18 protein-coding genes are annotated in these 20944 nt (G+C 34.0%); 16 read left to right on the top strand and 2 right to left on the bottom strand.

Going from position 1 to position 20944, the window contains the following annotated elements; genetic code table 11:
• Window positions 1-3 precede the first annotated feature (3 nt).
• Both WKH56_RS09580 and WKH56_RS09575 read left to right on the top strand, forming a co-directional pair.
• Window positions 4-717, top strand: a complete 714-nt coding sequence (locus WKH56_RS09580; protein ID WP_342835455.1) for a cell division ATP-binding protein FtsE — start codon at window positions 4-6, stop codon at window positions 715-717.
• Window positions 717-1592, top strand: a complete 876-nt coding sequence (locus WKH56_RS09575) for a cell division protein FtsX (RefSeq protein WP_342835454.1) — start codon at window positions 717-719, stop codon at window positions 1590-1592. Before WKH56_RS09580 ends, WKH56_RS09575 begins: the two co-directional genes overlap by 1 nt.
• Window positions 1593-1612: 20 nt before the next feature.
• Here the strand turns inward: WKH56_RS09575 and WKH56_RS09570 are convergent, their stop codons facing one another.
• Window positions 1613-1780 carry a hypothetical protein gene (locus WKH56_RS09570; RefSeq protein ID WP_316911033.1) on the bottom strand — a complete coding sequence of 56 codons (168 nt, stop codon included), beginning with the start codon at window positions 1778-1780 and terminating at the stop codon, window positions 1613-1615.
• 183 nt (window positions 1781-1963) lie between these two features.
• On the opposite strand from WKH56_RS09570, the gene WKH56_RS09565 reads away from it, so the two are divergent.
• The 7 genes from WKH56_RS09565 to WKH56_RS09535 all read left to right on the top strand — a co-directional run bounded on the left by WKH56_RS09565 (window position 1964) and on the right by WKH56_RS09535 (window position 7169).
• Window positions 1964-3418: a GGDEF domain-containing protein gene (locus tag WKH56_RS09565; RefSeq protein ID WP_316911034.1), complete on the top strand. Its 1455-nt coding sequence runs from the start codon at window positions 1964-1966 to the stop codon at window positions 3416-3418.
• Window positions 3415-4239, top strand: coding sequence for a TIM barrel protein (locus tag WKH56_RS09560; RefSeq protein WP_316911035.1), 825 nt, complete (start codon window positions 3415-3417; stop codon window positions 4237-4239). Before WKH56_RS09565 ends, WKH56_RS09560 begins: the two co-directional genes overlap by 4 nt.
• Window positions 4240-4252: 13 nt before the next feature.
• Complete coding sequence (locus tag WKH56_RS09555) at window positions 4253-4903, top strand: hypothetical protein (RefSeq protein ID WP_316911036.1); 651 nt, start codon at window positions 4253-4255, stop codon at window positions 4901-4903.
• Complete coding sequence (locus tag WKH56_RS09550; RefSeq protein ID WP_342835453.1) at window positions 4833-5531, top strand: tyrosine-type recombinase/integrase; 699 nt, start codon at window positions 4833-4835, stop codon at window positions 5529-5531. The genes WKH56_RS09555 and WKH56_RS09550 overlap by 71 nt, the downstream gene beginning before the upstream one ends.
• A gap of 150 nt (window positions 5532-5681) precedes the next feature.
• Window positions 5682-5981 (top strand): hypothetical protein, encoded by a 300-nt coding sequence (locus WKH56_RS09545; RefSeq protein WP_316911038.1) that lies wholly within the window; start codon window positions 5682-5684, stop codon window positions 5979-5981.
• A 30-nt stretch (window positions 5982-6011) separates the two neighbouring features.
• Window positions 6012-6356, top strand: coding sequence for a hypothetical protein (locus WKH56_RS09540; RefSeq protein WP_342835452.1), 345 nt, complete (start codon window positions 6012-6014; stop codon window positions 6354-6356).
• 102 nt (window positions 6357-6458) lie between these two features.
• Window positions 6459-7169: a tetratricopeptide repeat protein gene (locus WKH56_RS09535; protein WP_342835451.1), complete on the top strand. Its 711-nt coding sequence runs from the start codon at window positions 6459-6461 to the stop codon at window positions 7167-7169.
• Between the two features lie 43 nt (window positions 7170-7212).
• Here the strand turns inward: WKH56_RS09535 and WKH56_RS09530 are convergent, their stop codons facing one another.
• Window positions 7213-7428, bottom strand: coding sequence for a hypothetical protein (locus WKH56_RS09530; protein WP_342835450.1), 216 nt, complete (start codon window positions 7426-7428; stop codon window positions 7213-7215).
• Window positions 7429-7584: 156 nt separating this feature from the next.
• Here WKH56_RS09530 and WKH56_RS09525 point away from each other — a divergent pair, with 156 nt between their 5' ends.
• The 7 genes from WKH56_RS09525 to WKH56_RS09495 all read left to right on the top strand — a co-directional run bounded on the left by WKH56_RS09525 (window position 7585) and on the right by WKH56_RS09495 (window position 20664).
• Window positions 7585-9429 carry a glycosyltransferase gene (locus WKH56_RS09525; protein WP_342835449.1) on the top strand — a complete coding sequence of 615 codons (1845 nt, stop codon included), beginning with the start codon at window positions 7585-7587 and terminating at the stop codon, window positions 9427-9429.
• A gap of 49 nt (window positions 9430-9478) precedes the next feature.
• Complete coding sequence (locus WKH56_RS09520; RefSeq protein WP_342835448.1) at window positions 9479-11119, top strand: ribonuclease J; 1641 nt, start codon at window positions 9479-9481, stop codon at window positions 11117-11119.
• A gap of 103 nt (window positions 11120-11222) precedes the next feature.
• Window positions 11223-14699: a DNA-directed RNA polymerase subunit beta gene (rpoB, locus tag WKH56_RS09515; RefSeq protein WP_342835447.1), complete on the top strand. Its 3477-nt coding sequence runs from the start codon at window positions 11223-11225 to the stop codon at window positions 14697-14699.
• A 64-nt stretch (window positions 14700-14763) separates the two neighbouring features.
• Entirely contained in the window at window positions 14764-18348 is a 3585-nt protein-coding gene (rpoC, locus tag WKH56_RS09510) for a DNA-directed RNA polymerase subunit beta' (protein ID WP_342835446.1), read from the top strand.
• Window positions 18349-18401: 53 nt separating this feature from the next.
• Complete coding sequence (locus tag WKH56_RS09505) at window positions 18402-19343, top strand: DNA-directed RNA polymerase subunit alpha (RefSeq protein WP_342835445.1); 942 nt, start codon at window positions 18402-18404, stop codon at window positions 19341-19343.
• Window positions 19344-19486: 143 nt separating this feature from the next.
• On the top strand, window positions 19487-19945 hold the full coding sequence (locus WKH56_RS09500) for a DUF6843 domain-containing protein (protein WP_342835444.1): 459 nt from the start codon (window positions 19487-19489) through the stop codon (window positions 19943-19945).
• A 14-nt stretch (window positions 19946-19959) separates the two neighbouring features.
• Entirely contained in the window at window positions 19960-20664 is a 705-nt protein-coding gene (locus WKH56_RS09495) for a hypothetical protein (protein ID WP_342835443.1), read from the top strand.
• Window positions 20665-20944 lie beyond the last annotated feature (280 nt).

Here is a 20944-nt window from a genome sequence, read left to right as displayed (position 1 = left end):
TAAATGATTGAATTTATTGGCATAGAAAAGTTTTATCCTAATTCACGTATACACGCTATTAAAGACGCTAGTTTTAAAATTGAAAACGGCGAATTTGTCTTTTTTATGGGGAAAAGTGGCGCAGGAAAAACAACTTTATTAAAAATGCTTTATAAAGCGGAAAAGCCTAGTGGCGGAATAATAATGAGTTTTGGAAAAGATATTAAAAAAATAAGTAAAACAACATTAAGAAGAAATATAGGAGTTGTGTTTCAGACGTTTGAGTTAGTAGAAAATAAAACAGCACTTGAGAATGTTTCCTATGTTTTGGAATGTTACGGTGTTAGTCCTAGAAAATCAAAGAAGAAAGCTTTAGAAACTCTCGCAATGTTGGGCCTTGTAGGTAAAGAAAAACAATATCCTTATGAAATGTCCGGAGGAGAAAGGCAAAGGGTTGCTATTGCAAGGGCAATGGTAAACAACCCTCAAATATTGATTTGCGATGAACCAACTGGTAACTTGGACGATGAAAATGCTCAAAATGTTATGAATTACCTTAAAGAAATTAACGAAAAAGGGACCACTGTGCTGATGGCGACTCATAATAAAGAAATTGTCAGAGAGATGAAAAAGAGAATTATTTATGTTCAGGATGGCTATATCGTAGACAAAACTTACAAAAATAATGTGAGTTTATCTGAATATATTCACCGCCTAAACCAAGGGGGACGTAAATAATGTGGGCAATTTGGTTTTGGTTGAAAGAAGCAAATAAGGGGTTATTTCGTAATTTTATAATGAATTCATTTGCCTTATTGTTATCCGTTGTCTGTTTTGCCATACTTGCGATTTCCACAACTATAGGGATAAACGCCAAATACATATCAGCAAACCAAGAGGAGAAAATCCAAGTAATACTTCATTTAAAGGATAATGTTACAAATTATCAGCAAATTGAGGATAGAATAAGGCAGCTGCCAGAAGTAAAATCTTTTGTTTTTGTCAGCAAAGATGAAGCTTATGAACAGATGAAGCAGTCACTAGGAAAAAAACAAGATATGCTAACAGACTTGAACTTCAATCCACTTCCGGCATCATTTGAAATGAACCTTAAAAATCCCAGAGATGTAAAGAAAGTAGTGAAAATACTTGAATCTTGGGGTGTAGATGAAAACGTAAAGTATGGAGCGGAATTTCTGGACAATTATTTTAAAGTGACAGATCGTATTAATAAGATTGCATTCTGGGTTATTATAGTAATGGCTTTTTCAACTGCTTCAGTTATTTATTCTTCCATCAGAATGAATATTTTAAATCGTAATAAAGAAATAGAAATTAAGGATTTAGTAGGAGCGGGAATGCTGAATGTACGGATCCCCTTTGTATTTGAAGCGTTAATTTTAACGATAATATCAGCTTCAATAGTACTAATGGGAATATATTTTTACTATGAAGATATGATTAAAATGCTTTTAAATGACTTGCCTATTGCTACTTTTATGAGTGTGGGAGAGGTTATGAAAAGCCTAATTCCTCCAATGTATCTTGCAGCTATAGTAATTGGTATAGTAAGTAGTGTTCTATCTACACAAAAATATTTAAAACGACATTAATTTAGGAAGAAGGTTCTTTCTTAATAAGAAGGACCTTTTGTTGTATTGGCGTGCACATCGTTAATATCAACAACTACTATATCACGATTATTTTGTGTATCTCGTATTTCTAAATTGCCGTTAGAATACACCCAAAGAACAACAAACTCTTTTTGATTGTAAAGGACTATATCATTTCGAGATACCATCGTATTTACCCCCTAATTAGTTAGTAACTTACATAAATTATAATTATAGGAATGTGTGAGTGTCCACAATTTTTTAAAATAGTAACAAAAACAATTAAAAAAAATACTTAAAAACTTATACTTTTTAGATATTATGTGGTAGAACCAAAAAAAATATCTGATTTCAAACAGTGAGGTGATCAGATGGAAAGAGGTTATTTATTTTTAACATCTGGCTACAGAGTAATCTTAGCTCTGGTGTCTATATCAATTTTTTGGTCTATTGATTCCAAAGGTATTACTGAGGAAAAGATGATTATGGCCGCTATTTTTGGTGGATATGCTTTAGTGTTTTCCATTTTTGGAAACAAGCGCGTTATATCTTACATTGAATGGCTAGTCGTTCTAGTTTTAGCTTATTACACCCCAGCGTTACTAATAGTATACTTTTTGTTACTGACGCCTTTCTTACAGATCATTTCGTTAAAAGCTAAGTTTTATGATTTTCTTTATTTGGCAGCAACCATATCAATATTTGAAGTGCTAATTGATAAAAGTGTACTTGAAATAGTAGCAATGGGTTGTGCAGTTTATGTAGCAGGGTATGTATTAAATTTAAATTTTAGCAAAATTTCCGTATTAGAAAAAATGCTAAAAGAAGAAAAGCAAGATAATGAAAGTCTCCTCATAGAAAACTCCGTTAAAACAAATCAAATAGAAGTTGTTTCTAAACTTTTTATTCACAAGCAACATCTAGATGATATTAATAACATAGATACACTAGTTGAACAAATGCTTGTTTCATCAATGGATTACTTTAATGCATATTATGTAACGATTTACTATTACAAAGATGGAATCTTTCATCAAATATCGGACAAAGGAGATAAGAGGAAATATGATGTTCCAGTTAACCTAAGTCTCGAAAAAGGAAAAGAAGTTTATTATGACAGCAAGGTAATGAGAGTTCCAATTACATACGAAAAGAAACCGTGGGGAGCTATTTCTGTCTACGGAAAACGATCAAGATTAGGAGAAGATGGACAAATTGTATTTTTCCCCTTTGAAGAATCTGATTTTGAAATCTTATCTATTTATGTTGATTCTGTTATGTCTAGGCTTAAAGAGATTCGAAGAAACGACAAATTAAAAAGGGCTGCTCTGTATGATCGCTTAACAACTTTACCTAACAGGGCTTATATTGAAGGAGATTTGTATAATGAAAAGTTGATGCAAATGAAAAAAGAAAACAAACCATTTGCTGTTCTCTTATTAGACATTGATCACTTTAAAAGCTTTAATGATACCTACGGACACTCTATAGGCGACGAAGTATTGCGAGTAGTTGCTAGAGTAGCCAATGAAACTTTAAAGGATTTTAAAGAGGATGACGCTATTGGAAGATGGGGTGGAGAAGAGTTTATGGCATTCTTAGTTGGAACCCCTGAACAATGTGCAAAAAAAGCGGAAATGGTACGACACGAAATAGAAAAATTCCAGTTTAAGTATAGAAACGTTACAGTTTCAATTGGACTCGCTTTTATGGGTAAAGACGGAACAAATTTAGAGGACGTATCCCAAAAAGCAGATGCAGCACTCTATTATTCAAAAGAAAATGGTAGAAATCGCGTGACCGTATATAAAAGGGGGATGGAATGATGAGAATCGGATTCCATTTCCCTTTTTCTGGAGGTCTTAAGAAACTAAAAGAACGTATTTCATCAAGTCGAGGTAATACATTTCAAATATTCGCTCGTGGTTTACGCGGTGGAACACTTCACGAATTAAACAAGAAAAACTTAAACGCACTTCAAGAACATATAGAGTACAAAAACATTAAACCTGTCATTTTGCACGCTCCCTATGTGTACAATCTTGCAAATCTTGAAAGCTTAGATGAAGAAAAAGTATTAGAGGATTTAGAGTACGCCAAGCAATTTCGAGCTCCTTATTATGTTGTACACCCAGGGTATTACACAAAGCAACACCCATTAATAGCGATGGAAAACGTAAAATATCAGTTATGGGATATATTGAACAAAACGGATTGGATGGGACAAATACTAGTTAAAAATATGCGTGGAGCAGGAACGGAAATGGCAGCAGACCTTAGAGAGTGGAGAGAACTTATTACATTTCATCCACAGGTAAAAGGAGCTCTAGACCTATCGAGAGCCTATGTAGCTGGTTATAACTTTATAGGAGAAGAAAATTCAGAGAAGTTTTATTGTGTAATAGAAGATTATATAGGTTGGGAAAATATTAAAGTTATTTATATAAATGATACACATTATACATTAGGTTCTAGAAGAGATGATAGATCACCACCTCCGTTAGGTGAGGGTACAATAGGGTTTGTAGGTTATCGACATATTCTAAGCAAACCAAAAGTAAAAGAAAAAATCTGGATTGTTGAAAACTCACCAGATGCTTCTTATTATCTCAGAACCATAGATTATCTCCTGCGTTTTTTTGATTAAAAAGGTGATGTAAATGTTCAGAGAATTAGGCGCAATAATTATTGGTTCGATTGCTTTATTCTTAACTCCATATATAGGAGCTTATTCAATCATTGCAATGATGGTAGTAATTGAGTTGTTTGCAACTTTGGGAACTAAGAAAACGTCAGGTTTTTCTTACTTAATAGGTATGTTTCTGTGCGAAGGTTACTTTCTTTATAGTGGTACAGGAATAATTCAGTTAGAGTACTTTTTATACGTTTTAGTTTATCTATTCTTTCGATACAAAGGGAAAGAATGGTTTATTAACAATAATGTAAATGGATATTTGTATTTATTATTTACACTAAGCGTGCCTATATTTTTAGACTTCATTACAGATCTAATGCAGATTGATATGGGTATATTGCTTTTTGTAACTTTATACTTAGGTTTTATGAGAATGAGTGACTGGATATTAACATCAAGGTTTACAGTGTTGCTATTTGCAGTTATTCAAATTACTTCCGCTTATCAGTTGGATAACTTTATAATCCAAGACAGTATGAAAATATACTTTGTAGCGGGCATTGTCCTATGGACGTTAATGAAATGGAAAACAGGAGGAAATGCCAATGTTTCAAGAGTATTTAAAGAGAGAGCACTCAGAGAAAGTAGCGAAGGGATACATCAAGGATTATCTTGACTTTTTGGAGTTTGTTAAAGAAAAACAGTTAATTCCACAACAAGCTACTGAAACCGATATTAGAGAATACATTCATTGGTTACGAGAAAATAATTGTGCCAATTCGACCGTTACAAAAAAGATTAGTCTTCTACGTAAATACTTTAAATGGTTACGTAAGAACGGTGAAATGATACATAACCCAATGGATGATATTCAACAACCAAAAGTAGTTGAACAAAAAAGAGAAGTCTCAAATGAAGAAAGAAACTTTATTTGGGGAAAAGTTATGGAAAGTAAAAATATAAGAGACCAGGTTATCTTCGGCTTGTTAATGAATGACGGTGTTAAACCAAGCGAAATGATTAGAATTACTTACAAAGATTGTGACTTGGATAAAAGATTAATTTATTTAGAAAATAGCGGCGCTTTTGTAGAGAAGAGGGCTATAACAATTAGTGAGGAAACAGCAAAGCAAATCAAGGAATTAAAAGATGTAAACCAAGAAGGCTTTCTGCTTACTAACCAGCACGGACATCCCCTAAAAGAGTCAGGCATCTATTTCGTTATTAATGAGTATTTGTCATCACTAAACGATGTGACAATAAAACCAAAAAATTTAATGAAGGTACGAAAGGCAGCTAACTAATTTAGTTGTCTTTTTCTTTTCCATAAATGGAAAAAAGCGTTACAAAAGTAATGTTTGTATTTATAATTAGAAAAAAGGTTCTGCATAGTTGTTTGTTTTTAATTAGGGAAATAGACTACATAAATAACAATTCATAGGATGGTGGTATTAATGTTTAAGGTGAATTATGGACATCACAAACCCGAAAAGAATCGTATATGTGATGAGTGTGGTGTAGAAATTGGTGATTATGCTCAATATCGTGGTATGACAAGGTGCGTGGGGTGTTGGGTGGAATATGAATGTAATCATTTAAGACTAGAATTACCAAATTTAATAAGCAGGGTAAAAGAAGCGATAAAAAATGGTAACAACTCAAGTGTGCAATTAAGTCGCGAAGATACTGTGTTAATATTACAATACCTACAAGAAATTGAAAATGTAGGAGAAGAAAAAATAATTGATCGCTAAATAAATATTAAAGAATAAGAGGACAGTAAATTGTTAAAGAAAAAAGCAGTGAATGAATTAAGTGCTTATGCAATTGGCGATGACAATTATGAGGTTGTCATAAGCCAATCAAAGAAAATTGCTTGGTATTGGTTTAGAGATAATGCTGGATATACCAATGAACAAATGAAAAACTTTAAAATTTGGATTTTTGATATGGAGAAGAGAGTCTATATTAAAAATTATAAAGAGGCATCAGCTAAGGAAATTATTAAAGAAGTCCAAGAATTAAGTAGTTTTTCAGGTTTTCCAATAGTAGTTTTTGAAAAGAGAAGCGACCAAGAATACTTCACGAATTGGTATACTAGTTGGAATGCAAAAGACAGTAAAAGTTAGCAATTATATTAAAAACTGTCTTAATTCCTTTACAATTTTTCTGAAAAAAGTATGGTTCATCGAGATATGTAACCTGCTTTTCTTAGAAAGGAGTGATGTACATTGAAAAAAGTTTTTAAGCTTTATCCGGATAGTTTCTATAAGGAAAAAGCTAATGAGGCTTTTGAACAAGGAATGGAACGAATTACTGATGGAGAATACGGAAAGGCATATTACTGTTTTCTTGATGCAATAGAGTCTGATCCAAATGAATCAAAGTACTTCTTTTTTGCAGGATTAGCTTCTTATTATTTTCAAGAAGAAAATGCAACTAGTTACTTTGAAAAGGCCGCTATGATGAGTATGGAAGAAGTAGATTATCAGATGTGGTATGGCATTTCTTTATATCGAGATGAAAACTTTGGTGAAGCTAAAAAGGTACTGCTATATGCATATAGTTTAGATGATAGTAACGAAAAAGTGATTCATTATTTAATTAAGGTATTAAATCGCTTAGAAGAATATGAAAAGGTTAAAGACATTATTGAAAAGTGTGTAGGGGAGGATAATGCTACTCCTGAAATGCTATACGAACTAGGATACTCCTATGTTAAAGAATTAGAATTTAAAAAAGCGGAAAAAGTTTTATTAAAAAGCATTAACAGCGATCCTCAAAATGTAATGTCTTATTATATTTTATCCAGAGCCTATTGTAAGACTGGAGAATTTGATAATGCTATTAATATTTTACAGAAATTAGAACAAAAAGTTCCTGCTGAAAAAGAATTAGTAAAAAGTAATATAGAAGCAATAGGTTTGTTAAAATCATTTTAAAACGCCCATTCATACTGAGTGGGCGTTTTATATTGCGGATTAATCATTTAGAAAGAGTGTTACTAAAACCCTTATTTAGTAAAAGTCTCATCTGTTCTTCATCAAGTTGTGAGCGAGGAATGATAGTAACACTAGAATGAGCACTTTGAGTTCCATTGTGCGCCTCAATTAAAAGATTTCCTACAGCGTCTTCATAGTAATCAAGAATAGTACTACCCGTGCGATCTCTAAATAACATTTTTCTTTCCAATTTACGCATAAAAAATCCCCCGTATATGATAATTTGCTTACTGATTTTTATTCTATAACCACATTATACCAACAATATCCCTATTATGATATTCCTATTGAAAAAATGAATTAGAAAAAAGGATAGAAATGCAAAATGACCGAAAAAACAAAAGGAGGTGTTCAAATGAACATTACAGTTGCATTAATGGTGAAAAACGAAAAAATAAACTTAGTAGAAACAGTTCCTTTCTTTAAAGAACACTTTGAAGAAGTTTTAATTATAGATACCGGCTCTACTGATGGAACAATAGAATATTTAAAAGAGCAAAAGATCAATTTGCTACAAACAAAATGGAATTATAGCTTCGCAGATGTTAGGAATGAACTAATTAAAGCGGCTAAAGGCGACTATATTTTAATGTTAGATGCTGATGAAAGAATTAATGAAGAATTTGTGGAACAAATGAAAGAAGCTGTTCGGTCAAATGATCTTTCTTATGAAGTAAAAATATTGAATATTACAGATGATAATAAATTAAATTCAACACATATTAATATTCGTTTATTTAAAAACGATGGAAACTTCTATTATGAAGGCAACATTCACGAACAGTTAAAACACAAAAATGGCCATACCCCAAAAATCACTTCTCTACTTCTTCGTCACTACGGATATCGCTTAGAGGTTATTAGAACTAAAGGTAAACGTAAGAGAAATATGAGAATCCTTCAAATGGAGCTGAAGAAAGATCCTAATAACCCTTTTCATAACTATAATATGTCTACAGAGCTAATCAATATCAAAAAATATAATGAAGCACTGTTACATCTTAAAAAAGCAGCAAAACGTAGTACGGGAAAAACTTTCGAGAGCGAAGTTTATAGGAATATTATCTATTGCTTGGTTAACACAAAGCGTTTTGCAGAAGCAGAAGAGGTGGCTAGGGAATGTATAAAGAGCTTCCAAAAGGAAACTAGATTTTATTTTATTCTAGCTCAAATCCTATTGAAAACTGGCCGTGTAGAAGACGCTGAACTAGAAATGAAAAAAGGGTTAGGAGCCTTTTTAAACATTGGTAAGACAAATGACGGAACGGAAAACTTGTATTTACTTATGGAAATGCTTAAAATTTCAAAAAGAAAAAGAGATTTTGACACAGCTATTAAGGTGTTAAATACATTAAATAAAATTACAGAAAACAATGTAACTATTATGAAGGAGTATATTAATGTAATGCTACAAAACTTTGAGAAAGATGGCTTATACAACTTTATTAAAGATAATGTGGCTAGCGAAACAAAACAAACCGAATTATTTTTCGAGTACAGCGTTAGAAAAGGGATTAAAGAAATTCCTATGAATAAAGTAACATCAGCTGAAAACCGTATTATGAAATTATGGGAAAGCAGCAAATATGAACAAGTAATAAAAGAAGCGAATCAATTAGATGAACAATCAAAAATTAAAGCGCTAGGTCTTCTATATGTAGGCAACTTAGAAAAAAGAAGTGATAGTATATCTAATTGGTTGTTAGAAAATAAAACTATTCGTGCTATTGAACAGTTTAAGAGCGGGCAAGAAGTACGTAAAATTAACCTTGAGGGTAAGTTGTATGTTTCAATTATCGAAGAGTTAATTAAGCAACGTAACCTAAGTGAATTCAGTGCAATTATACAAATGTATCATTATTACCCAGCGAAGTATTGGAAAGAAGTTGGTGATGTTTTAGAAGCTTACTACTATGATGAAACAGCCGTTTCTATGTACGTAGAGTATTTGCAAAATGTTACTGGTGACTTTGACACTTGGATAAAAGCTGCTGAATTACTATATACGCAAGAAAAATGGGATGATTGTTTGCTAATAGCTAACAAAGCAAGCCAAATGAATGGAAATAACTTCAGACCAGTTGAATTGATGATTCTTTCATTAGAGAAGAAAAACGAAATTCAATTAGTTAACCAAATTGTTAAAGAAGTTAAAAATCAAATTGATCACTCCCACTTTATAAATAGCAGACAGATGTAAGAAAGGAGTGTGAATAGCTGCTCTTCTAAAAGGAGCAGCGTTTATTTATATGAAAAATAAAATTAGAATTATTCCGCTAGGCGGTTTAGGAGAAGTCGGAAAAAATATGACCGTTGTAGAATACAACGATCAAATGTTCATTATTGATGCCGGAATTATCTTCCCTGACGAGGATATGTATGGTGTAGATGTTATTACGCCGGACTTTGAATATGTAAGGCAAAATAAACACAAAGTTAAAGCACTATTTGTAACTCACGGGCACGAAGATCACATTGGAGCACTTCCATACTTTATGAAGGAATTTCCGAAAGTTCCTATCTATGCGACAAAACTTACAGCAGGTATGATTACGAATAAGCTAAAATACCACAAAGTAGATAGATCTGTAATTCGCATTATTAAGTCAGTTAATGAAGTATTTACATACAATAAAGTAAAAGTTTCTTTCTTCGGTACTATCCACAGTATCCCCGATAGCGTAGGTATTGTCATCGAAACGCCAATTGGCAATATCGTTCACACAGGCGACTTCAAAATTGATTACCATCCAGTAGATAAAAATTTCATTGACTTTCAGCGTCTTGGAGAGATTGGAAAACAAGGTGTTAAAGTCTTATTGTCTGATAGCACGAATGCCGAAAAAGAAGGCGTTTCTGTACCTGAATCAATTGTTGCTGCAAACCTTGAAAAAGAGGTATTTCAAGCTACAGGACGTACTGTTGTTGCAACCTTCGCATCAAGCTTACATCGAGTAAGAAGCATTATTGAGATTTCGGAGAAACTTGGTAAAAAGGTTGTTGTTGTTGGTAAAAGTATGGAGAAAAATATAAAGTTAGCTATTCAGCTAGGGCACATTGTTGCTAAAGAGGAAACAATCATTGCTCAAAAAGAAGCAAACGATTATCCAAGAGAGCAACTACTAATTTTAGCGACTGGTGCTCAAGGAGAAGTTATGGCTGCAGTAAGTAGGCTTTCTCAAGATGAAAATAAATTCTTTAAGTTAGAGAAAGACGATACAGTTATCTTTTCTTCAGGTGTTATTCTAGGAAACGAGAAATCAGTAGGTTCCCTTATTAATAACTTACTAAAGAAACAAGTAAAAGTAGTTCAGAAAAAGGAAATTCATACATCCGGTCACGGTTATCAAGAAGAGCAAAAGCTCTTACTAAGCATTCTGCGCCCTGAATATTTTATCCCTTGCCACGGTGAATACCGTATGTTGGTTAAGCATAAAGAGTTAGCCACTCAGGTAGGTATTAAAGAGGATAATATATTTGTGTTTGAAAATGGAGACGTTTTAGAAATTACTTCTGATGGTGCTTCTGTTGGAGAAAAGGTACAAGCAGGGCCAGTATTAGTAGATAATTCAGGATTAGGCGATGTAAATATTAATATTATGCGTGATCGCAGACGTATGGCAGAGCAAGGATTAGTTGTTGTCTTTGCAAAAGTTTACACCAAAGAAAAAACGGTAAGTGTTCGCTTTGAACTTAAGGGAATTGCTGCAAGGTTAGATAAGCCGCAATTAAATAAAGAGCTAGCCGAAGCAGTTGAAAGTAGATTAAGCTCTGAGAAGAAAGAAGGAACATTAAGACGTGCTTTAATTGATGACTTTGTAGACGTTGTTTATAAGCATATTAAAAGAAGACCGCTTATTGTACCGTACATTGAGTTTATTCGCGATTAAAAAAGGTAAAGAAACAATTTTTGTTAAATAACTATTGCTGATAAGAACGGAGCTAAAGGAAAACAGCCTTTAGCTTTGTTTATTGAAAAAAGAGGTGAACTTAGTGAATCGTATCCCATTTGCAAAAATGAAAGATTATATGGAGCTTCCAAGTTTAATTGCCCATCAAATCGATTCTTATAAAGATTTTATAAATAGAGGTATTGGGGAAGTGTTAGATCAAATTTACCCAATTAAAGATAAAGATAATGATGGAATGTATGAATTACAATGCTTAGGTTATAGAGTCGATCCTCCTACACAAACTCCAAACCAAGTAAAAGAGAAAAATGGAACTTATTCAGGTAAGCTAATGATGAAGCTTCGCCTAATTAGTAAGGTTTTTGGAGAAATTAAAGATTCTGATGTCTTTTTTGGAGATATTCCATATATGACAGATAGCGGGAAGTTCATTTTTAACGGAAATGAACGTGCTATTGTAACCCAAATTGTTAAATCCCCAGGGGTTTTCTTTGAATCTTCTATTAATGATAAAGGTAAAGTATTATACAAGGCACGCATACAGCCTGATCGTGGTACGTGGCTTTATTTTGAAACAGATGCTAAAGATGTTATGTGGGTTCGAGTTGATAAAACAAGAAAAATGCTACTAACAGTATTTTTAAAAGCTTTAGGGATTGGCGGCAATGAAGAAATCCTTAGTATGTATGGTGATAACAAGTACATACTTGCTACGTTAGAGAAGGACAAAACTGAAACATTTGAAGAAGCCATTATTGAGTTCTATAAAAAGGTTAGACCTAGTGAAATTCCTTCTGTAGAGCGTGCAAAGAGTTATATTGAATCAGCTCTGTTTGATGCCAAACGCTACGATTTAGAACGTGTAGGACGTTTTAAAATGAATCAGAAGCTAAATCTACGCCAGCGAGTACTGAAAAAACCGCTTGGTGAAGATATTGGTTCTTTTAAAAAGGGAACAATTGTTGATGATGAAATGCTTGCTGAATTAAATGTCAGGGAGCTTAAAGTAGAAAACAAAGAAGGGAAAATAGTAAATGTAATGGGTAACGTAATTTCAGATGCTCGTTATCTTACATTAGAGGACATTTTCTCTTCTATCAATTACCTTATCCATCTAGAAGATGATATTGGCGATATTGATGACATTGATCACTTAGCTAACCGTCACATTAGACAGGTAGGAAAGAGCCTTCAAAAAGAATTTTTAGTAGGTATGAAAAGGGTAGAAAAAAATATCCGCGATCAATTAATGTTAAATGCCAATACAGGCAAAAAAGAATTAGACGAACTTACTCCACAATCTCTTGTGTACACAAGACCTCTTGAAGCGAAATTCCGTGAATTCCTCGGTAGCTCTCAATTATCTCAATATGTTGATCAAATCAATCCTCTTGGAGAACTTTCAAACATTCGAAGAACAAGTGCAATTGGTCCTGGTGGCTTTTCAAAAGAACGCGCTGGTGTAGAAGTACGTGATGTTAACTCAACTCACTACGGACGCATTTGCCCAATTGAAACACCAGAGGGAGCAAACGTTGGTCTAATCAACCAATTGAGCACTTATGCACACATTAATGAGTTTGGTTTTATTACTTCACCATATCGAAAAATAGATCGTAAAAAATCAAAAGCAACAGATCAAGTTCATCTGCTTACAGCTGATGACGAAGAAAAGTACTATATTGCAGAGTCTTCTGCTGTAGATGAAAACGGAAACTTTACTTTTGATAAAATAAACGTTCGCTATGGGAAAGAGTATTTAACTGTTGATTACACTGAAGTAGACTATGTAGCGGTTTCTTCAAAACAGCCTTTTGGTATTGGTGCAGTTAGTATTCCTTTCTTAGAAAACGATGATGCTAACCGTGCATTGATGGGCGCCAATATGCAACGTCAAGGTGTTCCGACTGTAAGACCACAAGAACCTTTAATAGGTACAGGTATTGAAGCTCGTATTGCTCAAGATACAATGGCTTCTATCGTAGCGAAAGAAGACGGTGTTATTCAATCGATTACAGACGAGCGTATTGTTATGCAAACCAAAAAAGGCGAAGTGAAAGATTTCATTCTTAATAAATTTATGAGAACAAATGATGGTACGTGTTGGAATCATTATGTTCGCTGTCACGCTGGTCAGAAGGTTAAAAAAGGTGATGTTTTAGCTGATTCTACTTCTTCTAATAATGGAGAACTAGCAGTAGGGCAAAATCTACTAGTTGCCTTTATGCCAATGGAAGGATACAACTTCGAGGATTCAATCGTGTTAAGTAAACGATTAGTTAATGAAGACGTAATGACAGTTATTATGCTTCAAGAGTATAAAACGGAAGTTCGTTCTACTCGATTAGGAGCAGAAGAAATTACATTAGATATTCCTCAAACAGGAGAACCACAAAAGAAAAATTTAGATGAAAACGGAATTGTAAAAGTTGGTACATACGTTAAAGGCGGAGACATTCTAGTTGGTAAACGTACTCCAAAAGCAAAAGATGACAAAACAGCAGAAGGTAGATTATTAGATGCTATCTTTATCGGGAAAACGGATGATTACCGTGATAATTCACTTACACTAAGCGGAAATAAAGAAGGCGTTGTAGTTAAAGTAGTACGTAACTCAATGAAAGATTCAGACTCGAACCTTAAAAAAGGAATCTTAGAAGAAGTAAAAGTGACAATAGCGGAAATTCGTAAAATCGACATTGGAGACAAAATGGCCGGAAGACACGGTAATAAAGGGGTAGTTTCTTCTATTCGTGCAGTAGAGGATATGCCTCACTTAGCAGATGGAACTCCTGTGGATGTCGTGTTAAACCCACTAGGCGTACCAAGCCGTATGAATATAGGACAATTAATGGAACTTCATTTAGGTATGGTTGCTCGAACGCTAGGAATTAAATTTGAAACGCCTGTCTTTGGTGGAGTAAACGCTAAAGAAGAAATTCAAAAGATCCTAAAAGAAAATGATTTTCCCGAAGACGGAAAATTTGACTTGTACGATGGACGTACTGGAGAGAAATTTGAGAATAAAGTCAGCGTTGGCGTTATGTATATGATGAAGCTAAATCACCAAGTGAAAGATAAGCGCCACGCAAGATCAATCGGGCCTTACTCTCTAGTAACTCAACAACCTTTAGGTGGTAAAGCTCAAAATGGAGGTCAACGTTTTGGAGAGATGGAGGTTTGGGCGTTAGAAGCATATGGTGCTGCTCATACTCTTCAAGAAATGATGACATTAAAATCTGATGACTTTATTGGCCGCTCAAAAATGTATAAAAACTTAGTTCACGGATTTGAACTTCCTGAGCCAAATTTAACAGAAAGCTTAAAGTTATTACTTTCTGAAATGAAGGCTATCGGTATGGATACAGATATTGTTACAAGGGATGGACAAGAGTTATTAAAACCTAAATATAAACCAGAACAAGTCGCAGTGGAAGAAGAAGACGATGACGATTTAGGTCTAAACTCTAACGATAAAGAAGAGGAAGAAGAAGATACAGATACTGTAGACCTTGATTCCGTTATTGAAGAAGACGATATAGATGACGAACAAGAATAATCATAACAATAAAATAAGCCGCTAATTTAAGCGGCTTACTTTCCCTAACATTTGGAGGTAGAAGATGAGTATTTTAAATAAAATTGATTACATCCCTATTAGGATTGCCTCTCCTGAAAAAATTATAGATGAATGGTCTTTTGGGGAAGTTAAAAAACCCGAGACTATTAACTACCGAACACATAAGCCTGAAAAAGGTGGTTTGTTTTGTGAAAGAACTTTTGGTCCAGTTAAGGACAATCAATGTTCTTCACATTGCGGTCACTATAAAAAAGATAGACATATTGGGCAAGTATGTCCTAAATGTGGAGTAGAAGTTACACTATCTCGCGTTCGTCGCGAAAGATTTGGTCATATTAACTTGGAAGCTCCAGTAGCTCACTTTTGGTTTTTTAAAGGGAAAGATAACTATATCTCAGCAATTTTAGGTATTACAAAGGATAGTCTTCAACGTGTTATATATTGCGATAGCCGCATTGTAACTGACCCAGGAGACACTGAACTTGAGTATATGCAACTTCTATCAGAAACAGAGTATGCCAAGGCTCTTGATGCTTATACAGAAGAAAACGGCTACACAATTGGTTTTAAAGCGGGAATTGGTGCAAAAGTAATTAGAGAAATGTTAGAAAAAGTAGACTTAGCTGAACTTGAAAAAGAATTAAAAACAAGATTTAAAACAGAAAAATCTCAAACAAATAAAAAAGCAATTGAAAAACGCTTGAAGATTGTTCAAGCTTTCTTACGCTCTAACAACCGTCCTGAATGGATGATTCTATTAGCATTACCTGTATTGCCACCGGAATTAAGACCAATGGTTCAAATTGACGGAGGGCGTTTTGCAAGTAGTGATTTAAACGATCTTTATCGCCGTGTTATTAACCGTAACATTCGTTTAAAGAGATTAAAAGAAATGGGTGCCCCAGGCATTGTTATTGAAAATGAAATGCGTATGCTTCAAGAAGCTGTTGATACACTAATTGCAAACCAAAAAACACGTAGGCCAGTAACAGGTCCTGGTAATCGTCCTTTAAAATCTTTAGAAGACTCACTAAAAGGTAAACAAGGCCGTTTCCGTCAAAACCTATTAGGTAAACGTGTGGATTATTCTGGACGTTCAGTAATTATCTCTGGTCCTACATTACGTATGAATCAGTGTGGAATTCCACGAAAAATGGCTATTGAGCTATTTAAGCCTTTTGTAATGTACCAACTAATCCAACAGAAAAAAGCATTAAACATTAAAAATGCTAAGAATAAAATTGAGAGCGGACATCCTGATGTTTGGCCGGTATTAGAAGCAGTTACAAAGAATCACCCTGTTCTATTAAACCGTGCTCCAACACTTCACAAATTGTCCATTCAGTCGTTTGAACCTGTCATTGTTGAAGGGAATGCTATTCAGCTTCATCCTCTTGCTACAGCCCCATTTAATGCGGACTTCGATGGAGATCAAATGGCGGTCCACGTTCCTATTTCACGCAAAGCACAATTAGAAGCAAGACTACTAATGTTCTCGACTGAAAATTTAATTCACCCTCAAAATGGTAAAGCTGCAAAGACTCCTTCTCAAGATATGGTATTAGGTTGTCACTACTTAACAATTGAGCAAAATGGTTTAAAAGGAGAAGGTGAATTCTTTAGCACAGAAGAGGAAGTAGTTCGTGCTTATGAAATGGGGTGGGTTACGTTACACAGTAAAATTATTTTAGATGTGCGAGAACACAGTAAGATTAAAGGATATAAATACTTAGTAACAACTCCAGGTAAAGTTATTTTTAACTTATCTATGCCTCAAGATTTAGTGTATTTTAATGACGCTAAAATTCTTCTTCCCCAACCAAACGGACTATTCAATTCAATCGAAGAAGCTAAAAACTATATTCCACTAAAAGAAAACACTCCATTTGATAAAAAATTCTTAGGTAAAATTATTGATTTTGCTTTTGACACAATTAGCAAAGAAAGCACGGTTCAACTTCACGATGCAATGATGGATCTCGGATTTAAGTACGCAATGAAGGGTGGTCTATCAATTTCATTATTTGATATTGAGACACCTGAAGAAAAACCGGAACTTTTAGCAGCTGCAGAAAAACGTGTTGAACAGGTTAAGGAACTATATGCTTATGGATTTATTACTGATGAATACCGTTATAAAAAGTCAGTTAAAATTTGGAGCGAAGTAAGTGAGCAACTTGCTGATATAGCGTATAACAACTTAATTCAGAATCCATTAAACTCAATTGCTATGATGATTCTTTCTGGTGCCCGTGGTAGTAATGCTCAGTATCGTCAGTTAGCTGCCAACCGTGGACTAATGGCGGATCCATCAGGTAAAACAATTGAGAAACCAATTAAATCTAACTTTAGTGAAGGTTTAACAGTAAACGAATACTTTATCTCAACTCACGGAAGTCGAAAAGGGATGGTTGATACCGCTCTGAAAACAGCTAACTCAGGGTACTTAACGCGAAGAATGGTTGATGTAGCCCAAGATGTTGTCATTGTGGAAGAGGATTGCGGAACAGAAGAATATGTAACAATGGAGGCAATCAAACCAAACATTGCTACATTAGAAGAGAGATTAATTGGCCGTTTCCCGGCAGAAGATATTTTCGACACAGAAGGCAACTTAATTGCTTCAATGGACGAAATGATTTCTGCGCAAAAAGCGGAAGAAATTTCTCAGACGAATGATAAAGTGAAAATCCGTAATGTTGTAACTTGTGAGTCTAAACGAGGCATCTGTCAAAAATGCTACGGTATGGATTTAGCTACTCGTAAACTTGTGAATGTAGGACAACCTGTAGGAGTTATTGCAGCTCAATCAATTGGTGAGCCTGGTACGCAGTTAACGATGAGAACGTTCCATACGGGCGGTGTAGCTGGTGAAGGAGATATTACACAAGGTTTACCACGTATTGAGGAAATTTTTGAAGCCCGTAAATTAAATGGACCTAAAGATAGAAAAGCTGTTTTAACAGAAGTAGCTGGTCAAGTTGAGATTAAAGAAGTAGGTATTCTTAAAGAAATTACAATTACACCTAATGATCCTGAGTTAGAACCTGTAACTTATCCTATTCCATACGGATACGGATTAACGGTTGAAAATGGTGAGGTTATAGAGAAAGGTACTGCTTTAACAGCGGGACCTGTAAGCCCACACGAATTATTAAAAGTAAGAGATATGGAAACAGTACGCCGTTACTTAGTAGATGAAGTTCAAAAAGTATATAAATCACAAGGGGTAGCAATTTCTGATAAGCATATTGAAGTTATTGCACGACAAATGACTAAGAAAGTCGTAGTGCGCGATCCTGGAGATTCTACTTTAAATATTGGACGTTTAGTTGATCGTAGCCGTATTAAAAAGCTAAATCAAAAGCTAAACAAAGAAGGCAAACGAGAAATTGTTGTAATGGAAAAGGTACAAGGAATTACAGAAGCTTCTTTATCGGTTGATTCTTTCTTGTCTGCATCAAGTTTTGAAAGAACATCTGAAATCTTATCTGAAGCGTCTATTAGAGGAAAGAAAGATAAAATTCGTGGCTTAAAAGAGTCCGTAATTGTAGGAAAATTAATTCCTGCAGGTACAGGATATTACGAATATAAAAGAAAGATAGAAAAAGGAAAACAAACTGAATAGAAGCGGGAGTTTTCCCGCTTCTTTATATACATATCCACCAGGGAGGGAACATCGTGAATTTAGACTTTAAAAAGATTGAAGTATTGGTAGACAAAGAAATTACCAAAAATAATTTTGCTCGAATTTATATTGAACCTCTAGAGAGAGGGTACGGTCTTACATTAGGAACGGCACTACGTAGAGTTATGCTAAGTTCTATGCCAGGAACTAGTGTAGTGGGCTTCCGTATGCAAGGCGTTACACATCAATTAATGACTATGCCAGGGACAGCAACGGATGCTGTGGAGCTGGTTAGTAACCTTAAAAAGTTAAAGTTTGAACTTGCTGAGGACAAACTTGAAAAAGTAGTTTTTAAAGCGACTAAAGCAGGCATTTATAAGGCATCACATTTAAAGTTGCCAAAAGGGGTAGAGCTTAAAACACCTGATATTGATCTGGTAAATGTATTGGGTGAAAAGGAAGTTGAAATTGAAATCTTCATCAAAAAGGGACGCGGTTTTGTTCAGGCTAGCGAACATACAGCTACTTTAAATGTCGATAACTTAATTGGTGTGGACGGTCTCTTTTCTCCAATTAAACGTGTAGCTAGTTCTACAGAAGATATTCGTACTGGAGACATTGTAACGCACGAACGACTAGTGTTAGATGTTGAAACCTTCGGTAATATTAACCCTAAAGAAGCAGTAATGTTATCTGCGAAAATTATTAAGACGCACTTTGACTTCTTTGAAGATATGAAAGATCGCTTAACAGAATATGAAATTTACAAAGAGAAAGAAAAAGAAGTTGAAAGTATTAATAATATGACAATTGAAGAATTAAAGCTAAGTGTACGTTCTACAAATGCTCTTACAGGAGCAAAAGTACGAACTGTTGGAGAACTTCGTAAAATGACTGAAACAGAATTAGCAGATCTTCGAAATATGGGTAAAACTTCTGTAGATGAGGTTAAGAAAGTGTTAACTAGTCTAGGAGTAGTTTTAGGAGACTTTTAAAAAGGCATTTATATGCCTTTTTTATTTATTTTAAAAAAGAATTTTATAATTTTAGCTTCTCTAGGAAATATCTTACTAATAAACATTATTTGTAGGGTATAATTAGAAAATCATTAAGAGGAATTTACGAGGCGGGGGAAGTAATGAAGAAAATTATTTTAACAATTAGCGCTATAGTACTAGCGTTAGCAGCAATTTATTTTTTCTTTTTTAGAGAAGTAAGAGGAACGGATGAAGTCTTTTTAATTCCTGAAGGTCTTACAGGCTGTTTTGGGATTTATTATAATCAAGAGAATTCTAAGCCCCTATCAAAGACTGATGATAAGGTTATTTATAAATTTCCTCAAAGCGGAAAATTAATGACGTCATCACCTCAAAACTTCGGGTGGGCAAGAATGGACGATTCCGGTTGGCACGATGCGACGTTTTATTATGTAAATGAACAAGATGAGAAGATTAAAAAAATATCTCACGAAAAAATTGGATACGAATATACAAATGAATACTCTGATAGTTCAGGAGACACTATACGATCTTATACTTTTTATATAAGTAAAGAGAAAAATAAGTTTCCTGATATCGTAGAATGCGACAATAAATAACAAGGATGGCAAAGATGAATAATATAAGTGGTGGTTATTACATTGTTTCTGCAACTGAAAGACCAAATTATACGTGCGAGAAAGTTATTCCGAAAAGCTTACTTTCAGCAAGTAGTTGTATAACTTCTTTTTATCCTTCTCTAGACGTTTTGTGGAACGGGGATGTGGAGGAAAAACGTAAATATGCTCAAGCTTTGCTCATATCCAATACTGAATATGAAAAACTTGAAAAATGGATAATGCATATGAGTCACCTTAATCTTTTTGGTTATCCTAACGTTTTTGTAGATGTAGAATATGCTAAAACTTTTTATAGAAATTGGGTAGGGAAGACATTAAATACTAAAATTATAGGGATTGCAACTTTAGAAAAATACATTAATGAACTTATTGAATTTGAAAGCTTAAGGGATTTGTTACCGAAAGATCGAGTGGTAGTTGAAAATTTACTTTTAAGAAGTAATCTAATAAGCGAGGACAAACGAAAGCTTTTAGGTTATGAGATTTTAGGTTATATAAAGGGTACTGGTAGCTTCCACTCATATTTGTGTAATGGCCTTGAAAAAGATTACAGCAAACATTTTAATTTTAAAGTAAATAATTTTGGTCTTATGGAAACCCTTGAAGAAGCTGAAAAATGTGCTACATTCAGTAATGAAGAGGAATTAGAATCCGAAGAAGTTCTTTGGATTCCCTGGGCTATATATGAGTATCTTTAATTAAGAGAAATAGCAGTAATATTCTTACTAATAATTAGCTAAAATGAGCTTAATCGCAATGATAGTCTTTTTAAACTGGAACAGTTAGTTTGCAAACAGCCCAAATACAAAAGGTGTAAACAAAAGTACTAAAAAGCCTGTTATAACGCTAATAAACACTTGTAACATACAAACGGAATCCCGCTGTAATTTATAAAATTTGCAACTAAATACATTGCATTTAATTAAAAAAACATAGTTTAGCGGTAGCTATCTTAATTGTCACATAATAAATAAAGTA

This window comes from Priestia sp. SB1 (genome assembly GCF_038898415.1).
The sequence above is the reverse complement of the archived record's forward strand: the minus strand, read 5'-3'. Positions and strand labels throughout refer to the sequence as shown.